The organism is Kitasatospora sp. Ki12 (assembly GCF_054601375.1).
This window is the reverse complement of the sequence record NZ_BAAIHT010000001.1, coordinates 2,738,596-2,761,559: the sequence shown is the minus strand read 5'-3', so window position 1 is coordinate 2,761,559 and position 22,964 is coordinate 2,738,596. Positions and strand designations below refer to the sequence as shown.

Annotated in this window: 16 protein-coding genes; 5 read left to right on the top strand and 11 right to left on the bottom strand. The window is 74.5% G+C overall.

Annotated features, from left to right (window positions below; all coding sequences use genetic code 11):
* Window positions 1-6 precede the first annotated feature (6 nt).
* Together ACYP53_RS12155 and ACYP53_RS12150 are read right to left on the bottom strand one after the other, a co-directional pair.
* Window positions 7-1,005: a YihY/virulence factor BrkB family protein gene (locus tag ACYP53_RS12155; protein WP_189916130.1), complete on the bottom strand. Its 999-nt coding sequence runs from the start codon at window positions 1,003-1,005 to the stop codon at window positions 7-9.
* A 132-nt stretch (window positions 1,006-1,137) separates the two neighbouring features.
* Window positions 1,138-2,136 (bottom strand): glycosyltransferase family 2 protein, encoded by a 999-nt coding sequence (locus tag ACYP53_RS12150; protein WP_189916129.1) that lies wholly within the window; start codon window positions 2,134-2,136, stop codon window positions 1,138-1,140.
* A gap of 136 nt (window positions 2,137-2,272) precedes the next feature.
* Between ACYP53_RS12150 and ACYP53_RS12145 the strand changes: the two genes are divergently transcribed.
* Both ACYP53_RS12145 and ACYP53_RS12140 read left to right on the top strand, forming a co-directional pair.
* The gene (locus ACYP53_RS12145) at window positions 2,273-5,845 is read left to right on the top strand and encodes a bifunctional glycosyltransferase/CDP-glycerol:glycerophosphate glycerophosphotransferase (RefSeq protein WP_189916128.1); all 3,573 of its coding nucleotides are present in this window, start codon (window positions 2,273-2,275) and stop codon (window positions 5,843-5,845) included.
* A 229-nt stretch (window positions 5,846-6,074) separates the two neighbouring features.
* Window positions 6,075-8,600, top strand: coding sequence for a CDP-glycerol glycerophosphotransferase family protein (locus ACYP53_RS12140; protein WP_459647375.1), 2,526 nt, complete (start codon window positions 6,075-6,077; stop codon window positions 8,598-8,600).
* Here the strand turns inward: ACYP53_RS12140 and ACYP53_RS12135 are convergent.
* From ACYP53_RS12135 to ACYP53_RS12110, 6 genes are all read right to left on the bottom strand, one after another.
* Entirely contained in the window at window positions 8,585-9,073 is a 489-nt protein-coding gene (locus ACYP53_RS12135; protein WP_229928578.1) for a 2'-5' RNA ligase family protein, read from the bottom strand. The genes ACYP53_RS12140 and ACYP53_RS12135 overlap by 16 nt on opposite strands.
* A gap of 47 nt (window positions 9,074-9,120) precedes the next feature.
* Window positions 9,121-10,116 carry a tryptophan--tRNA ligase gene (trpS, locus tag ACYP53_RS12130; protein WP_189916244.1) on the bottom strand — a complete coding sequence of 332 codons (996 nt, stop codon included), beginning with the start codon at window positions 10,114-10,116 and terminating at the stop codon, window positions 9,121-9,123.
* A 75-nt stretch (window positions 10,117-10,191) separates the two neighbouring features.
* Window positions 10,192-11,517 (bottom strand): hemolysin family protein, encoded by a 1,326-nt coding sequence (locus tag ACYP53_RS12125; RefSeq protein WP_189916126.1) that lies wholly within the window; start codon window positions 11,515-11,517, stop codon window positions 10,192-10,194.
* A 112-nt stretch (window positions 11,518-11,629) separates the two neighbouring features.
* Entirely contained in the window at window positions 11,630-12,622 is a 993-nt protein-coding gene (locus ACYP53_RS12120; RefSeq protein WP_189916125.1) for a malate dehydrogenase, read from the bottom strand.
* 280 nt (window positions 12,623-12,902) lie between these two features.
* Window positions 12,903-13,328: a DUF3017 domain-containing protein gene (locus tag ACYP53_RS12115; protein WP_459647374.1), complete on the bottom strand. Its 426-nt coding sequence runs from the start codon at window positions 13,326-13,328 to the stop codon at window positions 12,903-12,905.
* A gap of 19 nt (window positions 13,329-13,347) precedes the next feature.
* Entirely contained in the window at window positions 13,348-14,202 is an 855-nt protein-coding gene (locus tag ACYP53_RS12110; RefSeq protein ID WP_189916123.1) for a bifunctional methylenetetrahydrofolate dehydrogenase/methenyltetrahydrofolate cyclohydrolase, read from the bottom strand.
* A 548-nt stretch (window positions 14,203-14,750) separates the two neighbouring features.
* Here ACYP53_RS12110 and ACYP53_RS12105 point away from each other — a divergent pair.
* Entirely contained in the window at window positions 14,751-15,353 is a 603-nt protein-coding gene (locus ACYP53_RS12105) for a hypothetical protein (RefSeq protein ID WP_189916122.1), read from the top strand.
* Between the two features lie 119 nt (window positions 15,354-15,472).
* Here the strand turns inward: ACYP53_RS12105 and purH are convergent, their stop codons facing one another.
* The gene (purH, locus tag ACYP53_RS12100) at window positions 15,473-17,050 is read right to left on the bottom strand and encodes a bifunctional phosphoribosylaminoimidazolecarboxamide formyltransferase/IMP cyclohydrolase (protein WP_459647373.1); all 1,578 of its coding nucleotides are present in this window, start codon (window positions 17,048-17,050) and stop codon (window positions 15,473-15,475) included.
* Window positions 17,047-17,706, bottom strand: a complete 660-nt coding sequence (purN, locus tag ACYP53_RS12095) for a phosphoribosylglycinamide formyltransferase (RefSeq protein WP_189916120.1) — start codon at window positions 17,704-17,706, stop codon at window positions 17,047-17,049. The genes purH and purN overlap by 4 nt, the downstream gene beginning before the upstream one ends.
* A gap of 561 nt (window positions 17,707-18,267) precedes the next feature.
* On the opposite strand from purN, the gene ACYP53_RS12090 reads away from it, so the two are divergent.
* Window positions 18,268-18,951: a hypothetical protein gene (locus ACYP53_RS12090; protein ID WP_459647372.1), complete on the top strand. Its 684-nt coding sequence runs from the start codon at window positions 18,268-18,270 to the stop codon at window positions 18,949-18,951.
* Window positions 18,952-18,988: 37 nt separating this feature from the next.
* Here the strand turns inward: ACYP53_RS12090 and ACYP53_RS12085 are convergent, their stop codons facing one another.
* Window positions 18,989-20,497 (bottom strand): cell division protein PerM, encoded by a 1,509-nt coding sequence (locus ACYP53_RS12085; protein WP_189916118.1) that lies wholly within the window; start codon window positions 20,495-20,497, stop codon window positions 18,989-18,991.
* A 132-nt stretch (window positions 20,498-20,629) separates the two neighbouring features.
* Here ACYP53_RS12085 and ACYP53_RS12080 point away from each other — a divergent pair, with 132 nt between their 5' ends.
* The gene (locus tag ACYP53_RS12080; protein WP_459647371.1) at window positions 20,630-22,954 is read left to right on the top strand and encodes a LuxR C-terminal-related transcriptional regulator; all 2,325 of its coding nucleotides are present in this window, start codon (window positions 20,630-20,632) and stop codon (window positions 22,952-22,954) included.
* The last annotated feature ends 10 nt before the right edge of the window (window positions 22,955-22,964 follow it).

Genomic DNA, 22,964 nt, shown 5'->3' with positions numbered 1-22,964 from the left:
CCGGCCTCAGTCCTGGGGCCGGGCCCCGCCGTTCCCGGCCTTGCCGTCGGCCTTCGGCGCGGCCTTCCCCGTAGCCTCCGCGGCCGCCTGCTCGGCCAGCGCCTCCGCCTTGTCGGCCGCCTCCAGCAGCGCCCGTCCGTGCGCCCTGGTCCGCTCCCGGGCGGCCGCCGGGTCGGCCGTCGCCGTCCAGGCCACGCAGTACATCAGCAGCCGGCAGACGAAGTTGATCCACAGCAGCAGCGCCACCGGCGTGGCGAAGGCCCCGTACAGGCTGCGCCCGGCGACCGAGCCGAGGTAGGAGGCGAGCAGGACCTTCAGCAGTTCGAAGCCGACGGCGCCGATCAGCGCGCCCCGCAGGACGTCCCGGCGGCGCTGGCCGGTGATCCCGGGGAACGGCGCCAGCAGGTAGGCGAAGAGCAGGGTGTCGCACCCTATGGCGATCAGCACGCCGACCCCGGTCAACAGGTAGCCGCTGCCGAGGCCGATCGCGTCGGCAATCCGTCCGGCCAGGGTCGTCCCGGCGGCGGAGGCGCCGAGCGAGAACAGCGACACCAGGCCGAGGCCGCCCAGCACCACGACGTCCCAGGCCTTGCGCAGCACCGGGTTGCCGTCCTCCTGGGGCAGCTGCCACAGGTCCCGGATCGAGGTGCGCATGGTGTCCACCCAGCCGAGGCCGGAGACCAGCAGCAGCGCCCCGCCGACCAGCCCGACCGCGCCCGCGCTGGACACCAGGGAGGGCAGGTTCAGCGCGTCCGAGAGGCCCGGCAGCTGGTCGGAGATGCGTTTCTGGAGGTCGTTCACCTGGCTGTCGCTGAGGGCCGCGACGGCGACCGCCAGGCCGACGGTGAGCAGCGGGAACAGGGCCAGGAAGCCGAAGAAGGTGACGGCGCCGGCCAGCCGGTTGCCGCGGGCGGCGCTGAAGTACTCGTACACCCGGTACGGGCGGCTGCGCAGCACCCGGGAGACGAGCGGGCCGATGACCGGGAGGCGGGTCAGGAAGTCCACCCGACCGGTTATACCGGCCCGTCCCCCGAACGGCCGTCAGGCGCGGGCCGTTCGCGCCGGATCCGGCCCGCCGGATCCGGCCCGCGGGACCCTGCTCGCGGGCCCCTGCTCGCGGCCTCCGAAGGACCGGGTTCAGCGCTTGACGAGGCGGCGGGCCTTCGCGAGGGCGCGGACGGCCTGGTAGGCGCCGTAGCGGCCGTGGCTGAGGAGTTCGGTGCGCACGCCGTCCACGCCGGCCGGCGGGCGGTAGCCGGCCGGGCGCAGCCGGGCGCAGTGCGCGGCGGCGCGGCGGAAGTACTCGCGGCGGTCGCCGGGCGGGACCCGGCCGGGCTTGGAGACCACGGTGTTGAGGTGGTGCAGCATCCGTCCGTAGACGACCGGGCGCCAGCGGTCCAGGTCGGGGCGGCCGTCGAGGAAGGCGAAGACCAGGTCGTACTGGTCGAAGACGTCGAAGTGCTTGCGGCTGGCGGTGGCCAGGATGTTGCCGCCCTCCTGGCGCTGGCGGTAGTGCACGCCGACCCGGTCGAGCAGGGTGATCCGGGCGGCGGCGAGCAGCGCCGGGTACGTCCAGGGGGTGTCCTCGTAGTAGCCGGCCGGGAAGACCAGCCGCTGCTCGGTGACGAAGTCGCGGCGGTAGGCCTTGTTCCAGACGACCTGGAGGAGGTCGAGCAGGTCGGGGCGGGCGGTGAGGTCGAACACGTCCGGGGAGTCGGCGCCGAAGACGTGCGCGGAGGCGGCCCGGGTGATCCGCCCGTCGACGTAGGTGCGGGCGTAGTCGTAGACCAGGACGTCCGGGTCGCCGGTGGCGGCGAGCCGCCGGTCGACGGCGTCGAGCAGGCCGGGGGTGAGGGTGTCGTCGCTGTCGAGGAAGACCACGTAGTCGCCGGTGGCGACCTCCAGGCCGGCGTTGCGGGCCCGGCCGAGGCCGACGTTCTCCGGCAGGTGCAGCACCCGGACCCGGGGGTCGGCGGCGGCGGCCTCGTCGAGCATCGCGCCGCAGCCGTCCGGGGAGCGGTCGTCCACCGCGATCAGTTCGAGGTCCGGGCCGTCCTGGCGGAGCACCGAGTCGAGGCACTCGGCGAGGTAGTCCTGGACCTTGTACACGGGGACGATGACGCTGAAGCGGGGCACCCGGCCCAGCGTAGTGGCCCCGGGGGCGGCCTCCGGCCCGGAGGTAGGATCGGGTCGCACGTACGCACCGATACGAAGTGCGGTCAGGCCCCCACCGGGCTGCCACGCTCCTTCCCCAGAAAGGCCTGCGTAGCCGATGGCTCCCCGCCTCTCCATCGTCGTTCCGATCTACAACGTCGAGCGTTATCTCGTCGAGTGCCTCGACTCGATCGCCGCCCAGACCTTCACGGACTTCGAGTGCGTCATGGTCGACGACGGTTCGAAGGACGACAGCGCGGCCCTCGCCGAGGCGTACGCGGCCAAGGACTCGCGCTTCCGGCTGGTGCGCCAGGTGAACAAGGGCCTCGGCGCGGCCCGCAACACCGGCATCCGGCACATCGACCCGGACGCCGAGTTCCTGTGCTTCGTGGACAGCGACGACTCGATGCCGCCCAGCGCGTACGAGCTGATGATCAACACGCTGGACGAGACCGGCTCGGACTTCTGCACCGGCAACGTGCTGCGCTTCCGCGCCGTGGGCTACTACCAGTCCGGCGGCCACGTGAAGCCGTTCAAGGAGACCAAGCTCAAGACCCACATCACCGAGATCCCGGCGCTGGTCACCGACCGCACCGCCTGGAACAAGGTGTACCGCCGCTCGTTCTTCGACGCCGCCGGCATCCTGTACCCCGAGGGCATCCTGTACGAGGACGCGCCGGTCAGCGTGCCGCACCACTACCTGGCCAAGAGCGTGGACGTGCTCTCCGAGCCGATCTACCACTGGCGCGAGCGCGAGGTCGGCGAGATGTCGATCACGCAGATGCGCACCAACCCGAAGGGCCTGGTCGACCGGGTCACCTCGGTCGAGCTGGTCCGCGGCTGGCTGAAGAAGCAGACCGAGCCGCGCTTCGCCCAGTACCTGCGCTCCTACGACGAGAACACCCTCGTCGAGGAGATCCCGATGTTCTTCTGGTCCGTCGTGGACGGCGACAAGGAGTACCGGGCCGCCTACGTCCAGAGCGTCAGCCGGCTGCTCCGGGCGATCGGCCCCGAGCAGGTCCGCAAGCTGCGCGCGCCGCTGCGGCTGAAGTACCACCTGACCCTGGCGGGCCGGGTGGACGAGCTGGTCGAGCAGATCAAGTACGAGGGCGAGAGCGGCGGCGGCGTCCAGGCCCGCGGCGTGCTGCGCCCGTACGCCGACTACCCGTTCCTGCGCGGCGGGCGCAAGAGCGTGCCGGCCGGCGTGCTCAAGCTGGACAACTCGCTGGTCATGCGCAGCCGGCTGTACGAGAGCGCCTGGGTGGGCGGGAAGCTGCAGCTGACCGGGCACGCGTACCCGGAGCAGCTGGGCGCGGCCAACAAGCACGACATGGTCCGCACCCTGGTGCTGCGCGAGACCAAGGGCCGCCGGGTGATCGCGGTGCCGATGCGGACCACGTACAGCCCCGAGGCCACCGCGAGCTGCAACCACGACCTGTACAGCTGCGACTGGTCCGGCTTCAGCGTCTCCGTCGACCCGAAGAAGCTCAAGCACCGCGGTCAGTGGAAGGACGGGCACTGGCGCGTCCTGGTGGCCGGTGCCGGCAAGGGCGGGGTGTACAAGGGCCGGATCTCGGCCGGCTGGAGCGACACCGCGCACTACGTGCCGGCGCAGTGGGTCGAGCCGGACGTGCGGATCGTGCCGTGGGTCCGGGACAACTTCCTCTACCTGCGGGTGGAGACGGTCAAGGCCCGGGTGACCGGCCTGGCGGCGCACGCCGGCCGGGTGGAGGTCTCGGGCGCGGCCCGCTCCGGCCCGAGCTTCGCCGGGGCCCGGCTGCGGCTCACCCACGTCGAGTCGGACCGCGAGGTGACCGTCCCGCTGGAGCTGGGCGCGCCGGTCGGCTCGCTGCAGCCATTCACCGCGTCCTTCTCGATCGACGAGCTGACCGCCGTCCGCGAGGCCTGGGCCGAGCTGGACCCGGTCGCCGACGACCGTGCCCGGGACCGCTGGGACACCGCGCTGGTGCTGGCCGACGCCAGTGTCGTCTCGCTGGCCTGGGACGAGCGCAACGCGCCCGAGCAGCTGCACCTGCCGCTGAACCCGCAGGCCCCGGCCGCCGAGCGGCGGGCGCTCTACTCCAAGCCCTCCCCCAGCGGTTTCCTGCAGTTCTCCGACCAGCTGCTGCAGCCGCTGGTGGACGAGGTGTCCTCGCGCGGCGCCGACGGCTTCCTGCTCAGCGGCTCGTTCCCGCTGGCCGGTGCGCACCGCTGGGAGCTGGTGGTCCGCCACAACTGGCGCGAGGAGGAGCACGTCTACCCGGTGGAGATCACGGACGGCCGGTTCCGCACCGCGCTGCCCGCCGTGCCGACGGCCACGTTCGCCGGCCGGGTGCCGTTCGCCAAGGGCACCTGGGACGTCTTCTTCCGCCAGGTCGGCGGGCCGGCCGAGAAGCTGGCCGACGCCTCCGTGCAGGTCTCCCCGGCCTGCTTCGGCGCGCTGCCGCTGGAGGTGGAGTCCCGCGGCAAGCGCATCGTGCTGGAGCGGCGCCACCACGACGGCCTCTCGCTGGAGTCGCACGCGGCGCTGCTGCCCGAGGAGCGCTCCGGCTTCCGCCAGCGCCAGCTGCGCACCGCCGACTACCCGGCCGCCCGCCGGCTGCCGGTGCGCGACACGGTGCTGTACAACGCCGGCAACGGCAGCATGTACGCCGACTCGCCGCGCGCCGTCCACGAGGAGCTGGTCCGCCGCGGTCTGGCGCTGGACCACCTGTGGGGCAGCGACGACATGCAGGTCGAGCTGCCGCAGAGCGCGACGGCGATCCGGCTCTGGAGCCCGGAGTGGTTCGAGGCGCTGGCCACCGCCAAGTACATCGTGACCAGCACCCACCTGCCCGACTTCTTCGTCCGCCGCCCCGGCCAGGTGGTGGTGCAGACCTGGCAGGGCACCCCGCTGAAGCAGGTCGGCTTCGACTTCGAGAAGGTCTGGTTCACCGACTCCAACTACCTCAAGGGCCTGGCCCGGGAGGTCCCGAACTGGAGCCTGCTGGTGGCGGGCAACCGCTGGTCGGCCCCGGTGCTGCGGCGCGCCTTCGACTTCAAGGGCGAGATCCTGGAGAGCGGTTCGCCCCGCAACGACCTGCTGTTCGCGGCGGACCGGGAGAAGACCGCCGAGCAGGTCCGGGAGCGGCTCGGCCTGCCCGAGGGCAAGAAGGTCGTGCTCTACGCGCCGACCTGGCGCGAGGACCGGCGCCGGCCGAACGGCGGCTACCAGATCGACCTGCGGATCGACCTGGAGGCGGCCAAGGCCGCGCTCGGCGACGACCAGGTGCTGCTGGTGCGCCGGCACAACGTGATGTGCGGCCAGATCCCGGGCGCCGGCAACGGCTACGTCTGGGACGTCGGCAGCTACCCCGACATGGCGGAACTGCTGCTGATCGCCGACGTGCTGGTGACGGACTATTCGGCGAGCGTGTTCGACTTCGCGTCGACCGGAAAGCCGATGCTGTTCTTCACCCACGACCTGGAGCACTACCGGGACAACCTGCGCGGTTTCAGCCTCGATTTCGAGGCGGAGGCGCCCGGCCCGCTGCTGGCCACCTCCGAGGAGCTGGTCGCCGCGCTCGGCCGGGTGGACGAGGTCGCGGCGGAGCACGCGGACAAGGCCGCCGCGTTCCGCGAGGCCTACTGCGACCTGGACGACGGCAAGGCCGCCGCGCGGGTGGTCGACGCGATGCTCCGCAAGGAGTAGTCGCCGCGAGCGGTAGACGGGGCGCCCGACACCACCGGTGTCGGGCGCCCTTTCGCGTCCGGCCGTTTTCGAGGCCCGCCCGAATCGAAAAAGAATCGAATATCGCGGGAATCATCGAACCGGAGTTCCCCGGAATCAATTGACCGGGCAATTCGAAAAAGCGTTCAGTTGACCTTGGTGCCATTTCTGGATGGGATATGAATTTCCATTCCGAAGGGCTCCGATCACCATGCCTGTGCTCACCCGGCTCGTCCTGCCGCACGCCGCGCCCCGGGTGACCACCGACCGGCCCGAGGCCGACGAGGACGTGCTGTTCGGGCTGCTGCGCGCCCGGTGGTACGGCCGCGGCCTGGAGCTCACCGGCTTCGCCCGCCCCCGGGGCGTGGACACCGGCCGCCCCGGCTCCGCCTGGACCTGGCTGACCCTGCGCCACGAGGACGGCGCCGGGCCCCCGCTGCACCTGCGCTCCCGGCCCCGCCGGATGCCCGAGGTCACCGACGACAGCGCCCAGCCCGAGCACAACCACGACTGGTCCGGCTTCACCGCCCTGCTGGAGCCCGGACGGCTGCGCCGCGAGGGCCGGTGGCTGCTCGGCGACTGGCGGATCGAGACCACCCTCTTCACCCGCCCGCGCGCCACCCGGCTGCGCCGCCAGTACGGCGCCCTCGCCCCGCACTGGTGCGGCTCCGGCGAGTACCCCCCGGCCCACTGGGTGGACCGCGACGTGCGCCTGCGGCCGTACTTCGAGGACGGCCGGCTGCGGGTACGGCTGGAGCGCCCGGCCGTACGGATCACCCGGGCCGCCCGCACCCCCGGCGGCCTCGACCTGGGCGGCACCGCCGACACCTGCCCGGCCGGCACCGTCCTGCGGCTGCGCCACCGGCAGAGCCCGGCGGTGATCGAACGCCCGCTCACCCGCGGCGGCGACACCTTCACCGCCCACCTGCCGTACCGGCCGTTCACCGCCGGCGGCCGCGGCCGCGGCGGACTGGAGCACTGGGACGCCGAACTGCTGCGCCCCGACGGCGGGACCGACCAGCTCTGCCTCGACGAACGCGGCGGCCCGGTGACCGGCCAGCACCCGCTGCCCGGCGCCCCGGACCGGGTGCTCTACCTCAAGCACCTCGACGACGGCCGCCTCCAGGTCTGTGTCCAGCCCGCGGCCGGCCTGGTCGACCGGATCGCCGTCCGCGCCGACGGCTTCGAGCTGTCCGGCCACTGCCCGGCCCCGGCCGCGGACCGGCTGGACCTGGTGCTGCGGCACGACCGCACCGCGAGCGAGGTCCGCACCCCGGTCGAGACCGGCCCGGACGGCCGCTTCCTGGCCCGGATCCCCGCCACCCGCACCGGCTCGGACGGCGCCGCGCTGCCGCTGCGCAAGGGCCTCTGGGAGGCCGCGCTGGAACCGGCCGACGGCACCGGCCCCGGCCGGCCGCTGCTCGCCGCCCCCGCCGCGCTGCCCGCCGTCCCGGCCGCCACCACGGCCGGCGGCAAGCAGGTGCTGCTGCAGCGCCGCTGGCACGACACCCTGCTGGTGGACTCCACCCCGGTGCTCGGCGCGGGCGAGCGCAGCGCCTGGGCGCAGCACCGCCAGCGCACCGAGCGCTACCCGGCCGCCCGCCGCGAACCGCTCTGCGAGGCGGTGCTGTACGACGTGTTCGGCGGCCGCGGCTACGCCGACTCGCCGCGCGCGGTGCACGCCGAACTGGCGCGCCGCAGAACGCCGTTGGAGCACCTGTGGGCGGTCGACGACGCCCAGGCCGAGCTGCCGGCCGGGGTCACCCCGGTGCGGGTGTGGAGCCCGGAGTGGTACCGGGCGCTGGCCACCTGCCGGTACCTGGTCGGCAACACGCACTTCCCGGACTTCCTGACCCGCCGCCCCGGCCAGGTCGTGGTGCAGACCTGGCACGGCTCACTGCTGAAGCGGATCGCCCACGACGTCCCGAACCCCTGGCTGGCCGACCGCGGCTACCTGGAGGCGCTCGACCGGGAGACCCCGCAGTGGAGCCTGCTGCTCTCCCCCAGCCCGTTCGCCACCCCGATCCTGCGGCGGGCCTTCCGCTACCGCGGCGAGGTGCTGGAGTCCGGCTACCCGCGCAACGACGTGCTCGCCCGCCCGGACGGACGGACCGCCGCGGCCGTGCGCCGCCGGCTCGGCATCCCCGCCGGCAAGCGGATCGTGCTGTACGCGCCGACCTGGCGCGAGGACCAGCAGCGCGGCGACGGCGACGGCTTCCGGCTCGACCTGCGGCTGGACCTCGACCACGCCCGGCGCCTGCTCGGCGCCGACCACGTGCTGCTCGTCCGCCCGCACGCGCACGTGCGCGAGCCCCTCACGGGCGCCGGCGACGGCTTCGTGTACGACTGCGGGGACTACCCCGACCCCCAGGAGCTGCTGCTGGTCGCGGACGTCCTGGTGACCGACTACTCGTCGATCATGTTCGACTTCGCGATCACCGGCCGCCCGGTGTACTTCTTCACCTACGACCTGGAGCACTACCGCGACACCCTGCGCGGCTTCTACTTCGACTTCGAGTCCGACGCCCCCGGCCCGCTGGTGCCGACCTCCGCCGAACTGCTCGGCGCGCTGCGCGAACTCGCCGACGGCGGAGCCCGGTTGCCGTCCGGGTACGCCGCGCGCTACCGGCGCTTCCGGGCCGAGCACTGCGCGCTGGACGACGGCGGAGCGGCCCGCCGGGTGGTCGACCGGATGCTCGCACTGGGGCGCGCCGCCGTCCTTCAGCAGAAGGAGTAGCTCCGCCAGGGCCGCCAGACCTCGTCGGCGTCGAACCGGGAGATGCCGAAGCCCGGCACCACGAAGGACGCCCGGAAGCCGCGCGCCTGCTCGTACGCCTGGTCCAGCACGTCGTCCGGCAGGCCGTGGGCGACCGTCACGTGCGGGTGGTACGGGAAGGCCAGTTCGCGGGCCAGCGGGCCGGAGCGGACGTCCGCCTCCAGCAGCCGGCACTCCTGCGCGCCCTCCTCGACCCGGACGTACACCACCGGGGAGACCGGGCGGAAGGTCCCGCCGCCGCGCAGCAGCATCCGGAACGGCCGGTGCGCGGCCGCCACCGCCGCCAGGTGCTCCTCGATCTTCGGCAGCAGCTCGGCCGGCACCTCGGTCGGCGGCAGCAGGGTGACGTGCGTCGGTATCGACCGGGCCTGCGGGTCGCCGTGCCCGGCCCGGGCGTCCTGGATCGCCGTCCCGTACGGCTCCGGGACGCTCACGGACACGCCGATGGTGAGGAGCTCCCCCGGCAGGTGTGCGAGGGGCGTCACCGCTTGGCGGCCGGGAGGAAGCCGATCCGGTCGTACACCGTCTCCAGCGTCACCGACGCCACCTCGCGGGCCTTGTCGGCGCCGATCGCCAGCACCCGGTCCAGCTCGGCCGGGTCGTCCAGGAAGGTGCGGGTGCGCTCCTGGAAGGGCGTCACCCACTCGGTGAACAGCTCGGCCAGCTCGGTCTTCAGGGCGCCGTACATCTTGCCCTCGAAGTGCGCGACCAGGTCCTCGACCGACCGGCCGCTGAGCGCGGAGTGGATGCGCAGCAGGTTGGAGACGCCCGGCTTCCCCTCCTCGTCGTAGGACACGACGGTGCCGGTGTCGGTGACGGCGCTCTTGAACTTCTTGGCGCTGGCCTTCGGCTCGTCCAGCAGGCTCACCAGGCCCTTGGGCGAGGAGGCCGACTTGCTCATCTTGACGGCCGGGTCCTGGAGGTCCTGGATCTTCGCCGTCTCCTTGAGGATGTACGGCTTCGGCACCGTGAAGGTCGGGCTGTAGCGGGTGTTGAAGCGCTCGGCGATGTCGCGGGTGATCTCCACGTGCTGGCGCTGGTCCTCGCCGACCGGGACGGCGTCCGCCTGGTAGAGCAGGATGTCCGCGATCTGCAGGATCGGGTAGGTGAACAGGCCGACCGTGGTGCTGTCGGCTCCGTACCGGGAGGACTTGTCCTTGAACTGGGTCATCCGGGCGGCCTCGCCGAAGCCGGTGAGGCAGTTCATCACCCAGGCGAGCTGCGCGTGCTCGGGCACGTGCGACTGGACGAAGAGGGTGCAGTGGTCGGGGTCCAGGCCGGCGCCGAGCAGCTGGGCGGCGGAGATCCGGGTGTTCTCGCGCAGCGTCGCCGGGTCCTGCGGCACCGTGATCGCGTGCAGGTCGACGACCATGTAGAAGGCGTCGTTCTCCTTCTGCAGGTCGACCCACTGGCGCACCGCGCCGAGGTAGTTGCCGAGGTGGAACGAGCCGGAGGTGGGCTGGATGCCGGAGAGCACCCGGGGACGCTCCTTGACCGGACCGGTGACCGCTGCGTTGACCATGCGGGCCATTCTTCCAGTTCCACCGGTCGCTCAGGAAACGTCCGCCCCCGGAGGCTCGGCCAGTGTGACGGCACTCACCCTCACCCGGGCGATCCGCCGGCCCTCCACCTTGGCCACCGTCAGCAGCACCACGCCGTCGCCCTCCAGCGGCACCCGCACCTGGTCGCCGTCCCGGGGCAGCCGGCCGAGCGAGGCGACCAGGCAGCCGGCCACCGTCTCGTACGGGCCCTCGGGCAGGGTGACGCCGGTCTCCTCGGCGAAGTCCCCGAGGTTGAGCAGGCCGTCCAGCTCCACGCCGCCGCCGGCCAGCCGGCGGGTGGGCGCGGTCTCCGGCCGGTCGTACTCGTCCCGGATCTCCCCGATCACCTCCTCGACCAGGTCCTCCAGGGTGACGATCCCGGCGGTGCCGCCGTACTCGTCCACCACGATGGCCAGGTGGTGGCCCTCGCGGCGCATCTCGCCCATCGCCTCCAGCACCAGTTTGGTGCCGGGCAGCAGCTTGACCGGGCGGGCCAGGTCGCGGGCCTTGGCGGCCTGTTCGCCGCGCGCGCCGTACAGGTCGCGGACGTGCACGAAGCCGACCACCGCGTCCGCGCTGCCCTCGACCACCGGGTAGCGCGAGTGCGGGGAGGTGTCGGCCTGGTGCCGTACGGCGGCCAGCGGGCGCTCGGCGTCCAGGAAGGTCACCTCGGTGCGCGGGACCATCACCTCGCGCAGCTGGCGCTCCCCGGCGGCGAACACGTCGGCGATCATCGTCCGTTCGTCGCTGCCGAGTTCGGTGTTGGCGGCGACCAGGCCGCGCAGCTCCTCGGAGCTCATCGAGCCCCGGCCGGCCGTCGGATCGCCGCCGAGCAGCCGGACCATCAGGTTGGTGGAGTGGCCGAGCAGCCAGATCACCGGGCGCAGCACGACCGACATCACGTCCACCACCGGGGCGGAAGTCACCGCGATGGACTCGGCGCGCTGCAGGCCGATCCGCTTGGGGGTCAGCTCGCCGAGCACCAGCGACACGTAGCTGATCACCAGGGTGAGGCCGACCAGCGCGACCGCGTCGGCCATCCCCTCGGTCAGGCCGGCCCGGACGAACAGCGGGGCGACCTTCCCGGCCAGGGTGTCCGCGCCGAAGGCGGCGGAGAGGAAGCCCATGCAGGTCACGCCGACCTGGACGGCGGCCAGGAAGCGGTTGGGGTCGGCGGCCAGGTGCGCGGCCCGGGCCGAACGCCGGGTGCCGCGTGCCTCCAGTGTCCGGATCTGGCCCTCGCGCAGCGAGATCAGCGAGATCTCGGCGACGTTGAACAGCCCGCCCAGCAGGATGAAGACGAGGACGAGCGCGGCGTCCCCGAGGGTTTCGTTCACAGCGGGCCAGTGTAGGGCGGCCGGTGCCCGGCGGCGGGCCCCTGTGGCCGGACACGGCGGCGGCCCGCCGCCCCGGGGGAGGGGTGACGGGCCGCCGGAGTGCTCAGCGGGCTCAGATGAGGCCCAGCTCCTGCACCGCGTCGCGCTCCTCGGTCAGCTCCTTGACCGAGGCGTCGATGCGGCCGCGGGAGAAGTCGGAGATCTCCAGGCCCTGGACGATCGAGAACTCGCCGTCCTTGGTGGTGACCGGGAAGGAGGAGATCAGGCCGGCCGGGACGCCGTAGGAGCCGTCGGAGACGACGCCCATCGAGGTCCAGTCGCCCTCGGCGGTGCCGTTGACCCAGGTGTGCACGTGGTCGATGGCGGCGTTGGCGGCCGAGGCGGCCGAGGAGGCGCCACGGGCCTCGATGATGGCGGCGCCGCGCTTGGCGACGGTCGGGATGAACTCGTCCGCCAGCCAGGCCTGGTCGCTGCCGATGGCCTCGAAGGCCGGCTTGCCGGCGATCTCGGCCTGGAAGATGTCCGGGTACTGGGTCGCGGAGTGGTTGCCCCAGATGGTGACGCGCTTGATGTCGGAGACCAGGGCGCCGGTCTTGGCGGACAGCTGGCCGACGGCGCGGTTGTGGTCCAGGCGGGTCATCGCGGTGAAGCGCTCGGCCGGGACGTCCGGGGCGTTGCGCTGGGCGATCAGGGCGTTGGTGTTGGCCGGGTTGCCGACGACCAGGACCTTGATGTCGTCCGCGGCGTGGTCGTTGATCGCCTTGCCCTGCGGGCCGAAGATGCCGCCGTTGGCCTGCAGCAGGTCGCCGCGCTCCATGCCGGCGGTGCGCGGACGGGCGCCGACCAGCAGCGCGACGTTGGCGCCGTCGAAGGCCACGTTCGGGTTGTCGGTGATCGTGATGTCACGCAGCAGCGGGAAGGCGCAGTCGACGAGCTCCATGGCGGTGCCCTCGGCGGCCTTGAGGCCCTGCGGGATCTCCAGGAGGCGCAGGTTCACCGGCACGTCGGCACCGAGCAGGTGGCCCGAGGCGATGCGGAAGAGCAGCGCGTAGCCGATCTGGCCGGCCGCTCCGGTGATGGTGACGTTGACGGGGGTGCGAGTCATTTCTACCTTCTCCAGCAAATCGCCAGGTGCCCCAGGCACACCGGCGCACTGGAGCCGAGGATGGTCTCTCGACATCGAGAGACCCGCGTCAGGTTATCGCAAAGGGAAGCGTACGCCGCGTGTGCGGGCGTGGCTGATGCGTCACAGCGCTGATGCGCCACATCGCTGATGCGCCACGGAGCCGACGCGTCGCAGGGCGGATGTGTCGCGGGAACGCCGCGGCCCCCGCCCGGTGCCCCGGAGCGCGGGGGTCGGGCGGGGGCCGCGGCGTTCGGGCCGGTCAGTGCTTGGGCCGGCCCATCAGCTGGCCGATGTTGTCGAGCAGCGGGATCTGCAGCCACGGGTTCGGCTGCGCGACCAGGGTCAGCAGCACGATCGAGGCTCCCAGGAAGGTCAGCACGATCACGTCGGTGAAGCGGCTGCGCACCGCCAGCATCCCGACCTCGGGCAGCACCAGGCGCAGCACCGCGCCCAGCAGCACACCGCCGCCGAGGATCAGCAGCCCGTACTTGAAGCCGTCCTTGAAGTCGGCGAACCACGTGACCGCGAGTCCGGCGCCGACCACCAGCAGGACCAGCGTTATCGGCCACTGCCGGACCGGCAGGGCGTGCTCGCGCCCGAGGGCCGCGGCCGAGCCCTCGGGCGGCAGGGTGCCGGTGGTCTTGACCGGCCTGCGCCGGGTCCGCGCCGGTCGCGGTTCAGTCATGCTCGCCGTCCCTGGGGTGTCAGATGCCGGCGCGGCGCTCGGCCGCCTCGACGATGTTGTTGAGCAGCATCGCGCGGGTCATCGGGCCCACGCCGCCGGGGTTGGGGGAGATCCAGCCGGCCACCTCGGCCACGCCCGGGTGGACGTCGCCGACGATCTTGCCCTCGCTGCGGCTGACGCCCACGTCCAGCACCGCCGCGCCCGGCTTGACGTCCTCCGGCTTCACCAGGTGCGGCACGCCGGCGGCGGCCACGATGATGTCGGCCTTGCGCAGGTGGGAGCTCAGGTCCCGGGTGCCGGTGTGGCACAGGGTCACCGTGGCGTTCTCGGACCGGCGGGTCAGCAGCAGGCCGATCGAACGGCCGACGGTGATGCCGCGGCCGACCACGACCACCTCGGCGCCGTCGATCTCGACGTCGTGGCGGCGCAGCAGCTCGACGATGCCCAGCGGGGTGCAGGGCAGCGGGCCCTCGATGCCGAGGGCGAGCCGGCCGAGCGAGGTCGGGTGCAGGCCGTCGGCGTCCTTGTCCGGGTCCATCAGCTCCAGGACCGGGTTCTGGTCCAGGCCCTTGGGCAGCGGCAGCTGGACGATGTAGCCGGTGCAGGTCGGGTCGGCGTTGAGCTCGCGGACGACGTTCTCGACGTCCTCCTGGGTGGCGGTGGCGGGCAGCTCGCGCTGGATCGAGGCGATGCCGACCTCGGCGCAGTCCTTGTGCTTGCCGTTCACGTACCAGCGGCTGCCCGGGTCGTCGCCGACCAGGACGGTGCCGAGGCCGGGCGTGACGCCCTTCGCCTTGAGGGCCGCCACGCGGGCGGCGAGTTCGGACTTGATCGCGGCGGCGGTGGCCTTGCCATCGAGAATCTGGGCAGTCATGACACCATTCTCCCGGATCGCGACCGGTCGCCGTACCACGGCCGGACGGGTGGCCGGACAGGTGGCCGGGCAGATGACCGGGCGGGTGGCCGGGCAGGCGACGGTGCGGGTGGCCGGGCAGGTGACCGGACGGGCACGAAGGTCCGCCGGACGTTGCGGTTGCGCCACAGTCTTGGCCCGGCCCGCGGAACCGGCTGGACACGGCGCCGCCGTCCGGATCACGATAAGCGGGCATCTCCGCCGCGACCGGCCCGGTGACGGGCCGACGGATCCCGCGGCGGTGCGTACCCGGGGGAAAGAGCCAGTGAGTCGACCACAGCAGTCCGAGCAGCCCGAACACCGCGGCGCCGTCCCGCCCGCGTCGGGCCCGTCGACGGTCCCGCTCCTCCGGTCCTCACCACGTCGCTGAGCCGACGGCGCCCGGCACCGCCGCCGGGCCGTCACCCCGCTCCGCTACCGTCCCGTCCGGTCGGCGACCCGACTCACCGACCGACACCGGGCCGCCCGCCGTCCCGTCCCCGCGTCCCCGTAACTGCCCGGAGGCATCCATGAGTTACCCGCCCGACCCGAACAACCCGTACGGCCAGCCGCCGGCCGCCCCCGGCTACGGCTACCCGCAGCAGGCCCCGCCGGCCGCGTACGGCTACCCGCAGCAGGCCCCGGTCTACGGCTACGCGCCGGCCGTGCCGCCGTCCATGCCGGGCCTGGTGACGACCGCGCGGGTGCTGCTGTTCGTGGTGGGCGGCGTGCAGGTGATCCTCGCGATCGCCTACCTGATCGGCGCCGCGGCCGCCAAGGACGCCAGCACCACCCTCAGCAGGACCACCACCAGCGACAACCCGTTCAGCGCGATCGGCGACGCCGCCGCGGGCATCGCGGTGGTCTTCGCGATCCTGTTCGCGCTGGCCGCCGCGCTCTCCATCACGCTGGGCGCGAAGTTCGGCAAGGGCGGCAACAGCGTCCGCATCACCACCATCGTCTACGGCTCGATCGCCTCGCTGCTGGGCCTGCTGATCCTGATCGGCGGGATCAACGTCGGCAGCGCCGCGCTGCTGGTCTTCGGCCTGCTGTGGCTGGCGATCTGCATCATCTGGATCAGCGCCATGTGCGTCCGGGACGGCGTCAACTGGTTCAACCGGCCGAGGTACTGACCGGCCCGCGCGACGCGCGAGAGCGGCCCGGCCCCTCCTCGGAGGGGCCGGGCCGCTCTGTCATGCCGTCACGCCGTCAGCGGGCCCGGCGGGCCCGTCCGGTCACGGCCGGACGCGGCTCAGTGGAAGAAGTGCCGCGCGCCGGTGAAGTACATGGTCACGCCGGCCTCGGCGGCCGCCGCGACGACCTCCTCGTCACGGATCGAACCGCCGGGCTGGACGATGGCCTTGACGCCGGCCGCGATCAGGATCGCCGGGCCGTCCGCGAACGGGAAGAAGGCGTCCGAGGCCGCGTACGCGCCCTTGGCCCGCTCGCCGGCCCGCTCGACCGCGAGCTTGCAGGAGTCGACCCGGTTGACCTGGCCCATGCCGACGCCGACCGAGGCGCCGTCCTTGGCCAGCAGGATCGCGTTGGACTTGACGGCCCGGCAGGCCCGCCAGGCGAAGGCCAGCTCGGCCAGCTCGGCCGCGGAGAGCGCCTCACCGGTGGCGAGCGTCCAGTTCGCCGGGTCGTCGCCCTCGGCGTGCACCCGGTCGGTCTCCTGCAGCAGCACGCCGCCGGAGATCGGGCGGACCTCCTGGCGGTTGGCCGGGGCCTCGGGGGCGAGCAGCACCCGCAGGTTCTTCTTGCGGGTCAGCACCTCCAGAGCGCCGTCCTCGTAACCCGGGGCCACGACGACCTCGGTGAAGATCGGGGCGATCTGCTCGGCCAGCTCGACGGTGACCGGGCGGTTGACCGCGATCACGCCGCCGTACGCGGAGACCGGGTCGCACTCGTGCGCCTTGCGGTGCGCCTCGGCGACGTCGGCGCCGGTCCCGATGCCGCACGGGTTGGCGTGCTTGATGATCGCGACGGCCGGCTCGGCGTGGTCGTACGCGGCACGGCGGGCGGCGTCGGTGTCGACGTAGTTGTTGTACGACATCTCCTTGCCGTGCAGCTGCTGCGCGCCGGCCAGGCCGCCGGTGCCGTCGCTGTACAGCGCGGCGCCCTGGTGCGGGTTCTCGCCGTAGCGCAGCACGTTCTGCCGCTCCCAGGTCGAGCCCAGGAACTCCGGGAACCGCTCGTCGCTGGGGGCGTAGCCGGCCTCGAACCAGGAGGCGACGGCCACGTCGTAGGCGGCGGTGTGGGCGAACGCGGCACCGGCCAGGCGCTTGCGGGTGGCCAGGTCGAAGCCGCCGTCCTGCACGGCCTGCAGCACGTCGGCGTAGCGGGCCGGGTCGACCACGACGGCCACCGAGGGGTGGTTCTTGGCGGCGGCGCGCACCATGCTCGGGCCGCCGATGTCGATCTGCTCGACGCACTCGTCCGGGGTGGCGCCCGAGGCGACGGTGGCCTTGAACGGGTAGAGGTTCACCACGACCAGGTCGAAGGGCTCGACGCCCAGCTCGGCCAGCTGCGCGCGGTGCGACTCCAGCCGCAGGTCGGCCAGCACTCCGGCGTGCACGCGCGGGTGCAGGGTCTTCACCCGCCCGTCCAGGCACTCCGGGAAGCCGGTGAGCTCGGAGACCTCGGTCACCGGGACGGCGGCGGCGGCGATCCGGCCCGCGGTGGAACCGGTGGAGACGATGGCGACCCCGGCGGCGTGCAGGCCCTGGGCCAGCTCCTCCAGACCGGTCTTGTCGTACACGCTGATCAGCGCACGACGGATCGGACGGATGTTCTCGGAGACAGGGGGGGTGGTGGAGCTGGCACTCATGCCGGGATCCATACCTTTCGGTCCTCGATGCGGTGACCCTCGCGGGCCAGCCGGCCCACGACGTCGACGAGCAGCTTGCGCTCGACAGTCTTGATGCGCTCGTGCAGCGCGTCGCCGCCATCGGCGTGGTCGGCGTCGACGACCTCGACGACGCCCTGCGCGATGATCGGCCCGGTGTCCACGCCGGCGTCGACCAGGTGGACGGTGCAGCCGGTGACCTTCACGCCGTACGCGAGCGCGTCGGTGACGCCGTGGGCGCCGGGGAAGGCGGGCAGCAGTGCGGGGTGGGTGTTGACGATCCGCCCGGCGAAGGCGGTGATGAACTCGGGGCCGAGGATCTTCATGAAACCGGCCGTGACGACCAGGTCCGGCTCGTACTCGGCGACGGAGGCGGTCAGCGCGCGGTCCCAGGCGGCCCGGTCCGGGAAGTCCTTCACCCGGTGGACGAAGCTCGGCAGGCCGGCCTTCGCGGCGCGCTCCAGGCCGGCGATCGCGTCCCGGTCCGCGCCGACGGCGAGGATCTCGGCGCCGTACGCCTCGTCCGCGACGGCGTCGATCAGCGCCTGCAGGTTGGTGCCGGAGCCGGAGACCAGCACCACCAGGCGGGCCGGTCCGGACGTACGGGGCGGGAAGTGCTGGGCGGGGGCGGCGGCCACTGCGCGATTCTCCGTAGGTCGGGCGCCGTGCGCTGGTACGTCCACCGGTGGTGGGGCCACTACGAACGGCAGGTCGAGCGAGGGGGAACACCAGGAGAACCCGCCGCGACGCGGGCCCCGGGGAACCGATGTGAGCTGCTGACCGTCACCACGATAACGGCTGGTCGGAGGGCCTCCGCACCCTCCTGGCGGCGCTACGCGCGTAGTTGAGACGGGGATCTCCCCGGCCCCGGCACCCGGGTCGCTCCCGGCCGACCGGACCCGACCGGCCCGGAGCCCGGGCCGCCGGTGGAGCGACGGACGGCTGCGGGATCATTGGAGGGCGCGGGCGACCGCGCCGACCGCCAGGCCCCCGGGCCGGGCTCCCCCGGAGCCGCGGCCGATGACTGACCGAGGACTGACGAAGGACCTTCCGAGGCCCGACCCGGGCCCGCACGGACGACCGGCCGACGGACGCCCGACGGGCCTGCCGGGCGACGACGGACGCCCCCGACCGACGAACCGACGACCGACCGACCAGACCGACCAGACCGACCGGACCGACGAGGATTGGCTGAACCCATGAGCAGCGGCGACGACACCGACGAGCGCAACCCCTTCGCGCCGCCGCCGGCGGACGCCCCGGACCAGCCGTGGCAGCCGCGCAGCCCCTGGACCGGCGAGGGCCAGGACGGCGGCGGTCACGGTGGCGGCGGTCAGGGCGGCGGCCCGGGTGGCGAGCGCCCGCAGCTCCCGCCGCCGTGGGGCTCCGGCCAGGGCGACGGCAACCCCGGCCAGCGGCCGCCGGCCCCGCAGCCGCCCCGGCTCGACCCCGCGAACCCGGCCCACCGCCGGGCCCGCAACGCGGCGCTGGCCGGGCCGTTCGCCCTGGTCTGCCTGTTCACCGGCTTCCACTGGATCGCCCTGCTGGTCGGACTGCTGGGCATCGTCTGGGGCATCGGCGCCCTGCGGAGCCCGAAGGGCACCCCGGCGGCGACCGCCGCCGCGGCGGGGCCGTTCGGTCCGGTCGGCCCGGCCGGGCCGGTCCCGATGGCCCCGGCGCCCAACCCGCTCACCCCGGCCGCACTCGCCGGCATCCTGACCGGCGCGATGACCGTCGTCGTCGCCATGTCGGTGATCGGCCTCAACTACCACTACCGCGACTACGTCACCTGCGTGCGGGACTCGCTGACCACGGTCGGCGCCGAGAACTGCGACCGGTACGCACCGCGGTGGTACGTGGACTTCACCGGCAACACCGAGTAGCCGCGGGCGGGCGAGCGAGCGGTCGGGGGCGCGGCCGTCAGTCGGCCGGGCCCCCGTTCAGGCCCCCGTTCAGGCCCTCGTCCAAGCCCTCGTCCGGGTCCGAGGCCCCGGCGGCCGGCCCCGACAGCCGCAGCACCAGGGCGTACGTCCGGGCGCGCAGCCCCAGCGCACCCCGGCGCGCCCGCCACGCGAGCCGGGCGTACGCGCCCTGCCCGGCCGCCGGGCCCCGGTCCGCCGGCTGAAGGCCCGCCGGCTGCTGCTCCGCCGCCGTTCGCTCCGCCGCCTGCCGAGCCGCCGCGCCGAGCACCTGATGCCGCACCAGCAGCGCGCCCGGCACCGCCACCAGCACCACCCAGGCCGCCGCCGCCAGGCCCGTCCACCACGGCACCGGCCCCAGCCGGACCATCCGCCCGCCCGCCAGCGCCCCACCGGACAGCCAGCCCGACAGCACCGCCGCCGCCCCGACCACCAGGGCCGTCGCCACCGCGGCCGCCACCGTCGCGGCCGGCGGCCACGGCTCGGGCCGGTCCTCGACCCCGCCGTCCGGACCCCGCAACCCCGCCGCCGCACGGCCCAGCAGCACCGCCGGCACCACCCCGGCCAGCAACGGCAGCACCAGCACCGCCCATCGCCAGCCGCCCGGCCCGTCGGCCGGCAGCAGGGCGAACAACGGGAAGTCCGGCACCGGCCCCAGCGCCGTCCCGGCCGGGGACACCACCGTCCCGGCCCCCACCGCGAACCCCGGCCCCAGCGCGTACGCCGCACCCCACACCAGCGCGTTCGGCAGCAGCACCAGCGAGAGCAGCGACAACCCCAGCAGCGCGGCGGGCCCGCCCCCGAGCAGCGCCATCCCGCGCCCGCCGCCGGCCACCGCGTCCAGCACCGCCGACACCGCCACCAGCACCCCGCCCGCCGCGACCAGCCCGGCCCCGGCCGCCGACGCCGCCGCCCGCACCACCGGCGCGGCACCGTCCGGACGGTACGGCGGCGGGAGCCGGTCCAGCAGGGAACCGGCGACCGGGGTGGCCCCGGTGCCGGCCGAGCGGACCCCGGCCGCCGTCGCCAGGGCGGCCACCAGCGCCACCACCAGGACGTCCCACACCACCCGGCTGCGGAACAGCCCGGCACCCGCGCAGTGCAACGCCACCACGACCGCCACCGCGCAGTACCCCGCCCACAACGCCACCGGACCGCCCCAGCGCGACCGCAGCCCGCGCCGCGCCGCCACCCCGGCACCCGCCCGGTGGAGCCGCACCACGGCCAGGGCGCCGAGCAGCAACGGAGTGACCGTCAGCGGGGCGTCCGCCTCCCCGCGCAGCACCGGCGCACCGTGCCCGAGCAGCCACAACACCCCCGCCAACCGGGTGGCGGCCGCCGCGCCGTCGTCCGCGTCCGGGGTCACCACCCAGAGCCCGAGCACCGGCACCCCGACCACCGCCAAGCCGACCAGCGCCGTCCGCACCCCCGCCAACAGGTCGGCCAGCGCGGGGCGTCCGCCCAGTTCTCCCGGCGCCTCCAGGATCGGACGGCCCATCAGCTGCGTCATGCGCCTCATGGTGCCAAGGCGACTCGCCATGCTCCGTGAAGCGGCAAACCGCCGCCGTGTCCCAGATTATTGGCTTATGCGCATTTTCAGACCCTGCCCCCAAGCCGCCGGCGCCCCGGCCCGGAGCGTCTGATGACCACGCCGCCCACCGCCGACTCCCCCACCCCCGAGCGCCACCGCGGGCCTGACCGCGGTGGCCAGGACACGGCCCGCCTCCTGCGGAAGCTGACCCCCCGTGAGGCCCAGACCCTCGCCCACCTCGCCGCCGGCCACGACCTCCCCCGCACCGCCGCCGCCCTCGGCGTCACCCCCACCACGGCCCGCAGCTACCTGCTGCGCGCCATGCGGAAGCTCGGCGCCCCCACCCAGGCCGAGGCCATCACCCTCGCCGCAGGCGCCCTCCCCGACGTCCCGGCCGCCCTCGGCCCCACGAACTTCGCCGGCCTCACCCCCTCCTCCCTCGGCCCGGCGACCAGGGCAGGCGGCGACGGCGAGGCCGCCGACACCACCACCGCCGACCAGCGGGAAGGCGCCACCCCGGCCGCCGAGCCGGGCGCCGGCACCCGCCGCGGCCCAACGGCGCGCCGCACCCGAGAAGAGCGCGAGGACCCGGCGCACACGCCCGCGCGCGAAGACCCACCCGCCCTCGCACCAGGGGCCGACCCGGCCGCCGACGCCGCACGAGGGCCCCGCCCGGCCCGGGACCAGCGCACCGGCCCGACGCACCCTGCCCCGGCCCCGCCGACCGCCGACGGGCACGGGCCCTCCGGTGCCGGGCCGGACCAGAGCGAGGCGGAACACGACAGCGCGGCACCCGACCCCCTGGCTGTCCAGGCTCGGGAGGGTCAGCGGCCACAGGCCACCGCGTCCGAGGACACCCGCCCCCCTTCTGCATCGGGCAACCGGCAGCCCCCGGCGGCCGCCGCGCGTACGACCTCATCGCCCGCACCAGCCGCCGACGAGCGGAGCGGGCCCGACCCGGCCGACACCGCGAAGCGCGCCGACGCCGTGCAGGAGCCCCCGGCCGCCACAGCCCCGACGAACCACCAGCCCTCGGCCCCTCTCCACCCCGCCTCGGCGGCGGGCGATCGGCAGCCCCCGGCCGCCGATCGGCGGAGCCAGGCGGGCCCCGGGGGTGCCGAAAGGCGTGGCGGCGGGGCCGGGGACGCCCGAGCCTCCACCATGGCGAAGGGGTCGCGGCGCCCCTCCGGGGTGGCGTCGGCCGGCTCGGGCGGGCCCGGTGACGGGGTGTCCCCGGCCGGGGCCCCGCGTCCCGGCACGGCGAGCGGAGAGCGGCAGCACCCCGCGGGTACGGAAGGGCACGGCGAGATGACGCAGACGGCTCCGGTCGCAGCATCCGCGGGCGGGCGTGCCCGGACGGCCCCGGCCGTGTCCCCGCCACCCGCCGGGCACGGGTCCGTACCCGCCGCCCGTCCGGTGCCGGGTTTCGAGGAGCTGTACGAGACCGCGCACACCCGTCTGGTCCAGCAGGTGTTCCTGCTGACCGCCTGTCGGCACCGGGCGGTGCACTGCGTGCGGCGGGCGTTCGGGGAGGCGCGGCGGGGGTGGCCGGCGGCGGCCGGGTCGGGGGACCCGGAGGGGTGGGTGCGGGTGCGGGCGTGCGAGTTGGCGTTGTCGCCGTGGCACCGGGGCGGCCCGCGGCGGGCGCACGCGTGGGGTCTGCCGCACCGGCGGATCAAGGTGCGGCCGGCGGACGAGTCGCAGGCGGTGCTGCCGGACCACGACCGGCTGACCGACCGGGACCGGGCGCTGTTGAAGGCGCTGAGGCGGCTGTCGCGGCCGCAGCGCCGGGCGCTGGTGCTGCACGACGGGCTGGGGCTGCCAGCGGCGGCGATCGCGGTGGAGGTGGAGTCGACCCTGGCGGCCGCCGAGGGGCGGGTGTGGACGGCCCGGGCGGCGCTGGCGCAGTGGGTGCCGGACCTGGTGGGCCCGGATCCGGCGGCGCCGGGGTTCGCGGACGGGCTGAGCCGGTTGCTGCACCGGGCGGCGGTGCGCGGGTGTCCGGAGCCGCACCGGTCGCCGGTGCCGGTGCTGCGGGCCCGGCACCGGTTGTGGACGGCGAGCCGGACGGGCGCGGCGGCGCTGCTGACGGTGGCGGTGGGCGGGGCGACGCTGGCGACGTTGGCGGGGGTGCGGCCCGCGGTGCTGTTCCGGCCGCCGGCCCCGCCGGCGCCTTCGCTCTGCCTGCCCGCCGCCGAGGTGGCGGAGCCCGGGGTGCCGTTGTTGCCGGGCGGGGTGCCGAACGGCATCAGCAGCCTGTGGTGCAGTCCGGCGCCGGGGCTGGAGGCGGTGCTGGTGGAGCCGCACGCGCAGGCGGCGGCCCGCTGGGGGCTGCCGGGGTCGGCCCGGGGCGCGGACGCCCCGCCGCCGCAGGGGCCGTCGGCCTGTCCGTTGTGGGCGCCGCGGCCGTGCGCGACGGGGCCGAGGACGCGCTGAACGCGGCGAG

Bases quoted from the DNA above. Each gene is read 5' to 3' on its own strand.
- ACYP53_RS12145 (WP_189916128.1), top strand. From the start codon at position 2,273: ATGGCTCCCCGCCTCTCCATCGTCGTTCCGATCTACAACGTCGAGCGT.
- ACYP53_RS12140 (WP_459647375.1), top strand. From the start codon at position 6,075: ATGCCTGTGCTCACCCGGCTCGTCCTGCCGCACGCCGCGCCCCGGGTG.
- ACYP53_RS12120 (WP_189916125.1), bottom strand. From the start codon at position 12,622: ATGACTCGCACCCCCGTCAACGTCACCATCACCGGAGCGGCCGGCCAG.
- ACYP53_RS12115 (WP_459647374.1), bottom strand. From the start codon at position 13,328: ATGACTGAACCGCGACCGGCGCGGACCCGGCGCAGGCCGGTCAAGACC.
- ACYP53_RS12110 (WP_189916123.1), bottom strand. From the start codon at position 14,202: ATGACTGCCCAGATTCTCGATGGCAAGGCCACCGCCGCCGCGATCAAG.
- ACYP53_RS12105 (WP_189916122.1), top strand. From the start codon at position 14,751: ATGAGTTACCCGCCCGACCCGAACAACCCGTACGGCCAGCCGCCGGCC.
- purH (WP_459647373.1), bottom strand. From the start codon at position 17,050: ATGAGTGCCAGCTCCACCACCCCCCCTGTCTCCGAGAACATCCGTCCG.
- ACYP53_RS12090 (WP_459647372.1), top strand. From the start codon at position 18,268: ATGAGCAGCGGCGACGACACCGACGAGCGCAACCCCTTCGCGCCGCCG.
- ACYP53_RS12085 (WP_189916118.1), bottom strand. From the start codon at position 20,497: ATGACGCAGCTGATGGGCCGTCCGATCCTGGAGGCGCCGGGAGAACTG.
- ACYP53_RS12080 (WP_459647371.1), top strand. From the start codon at position 20,630: ATGACCACGCCGCCCACCGCCGACTCCCCCACCCCCGAGCGCCACCGC.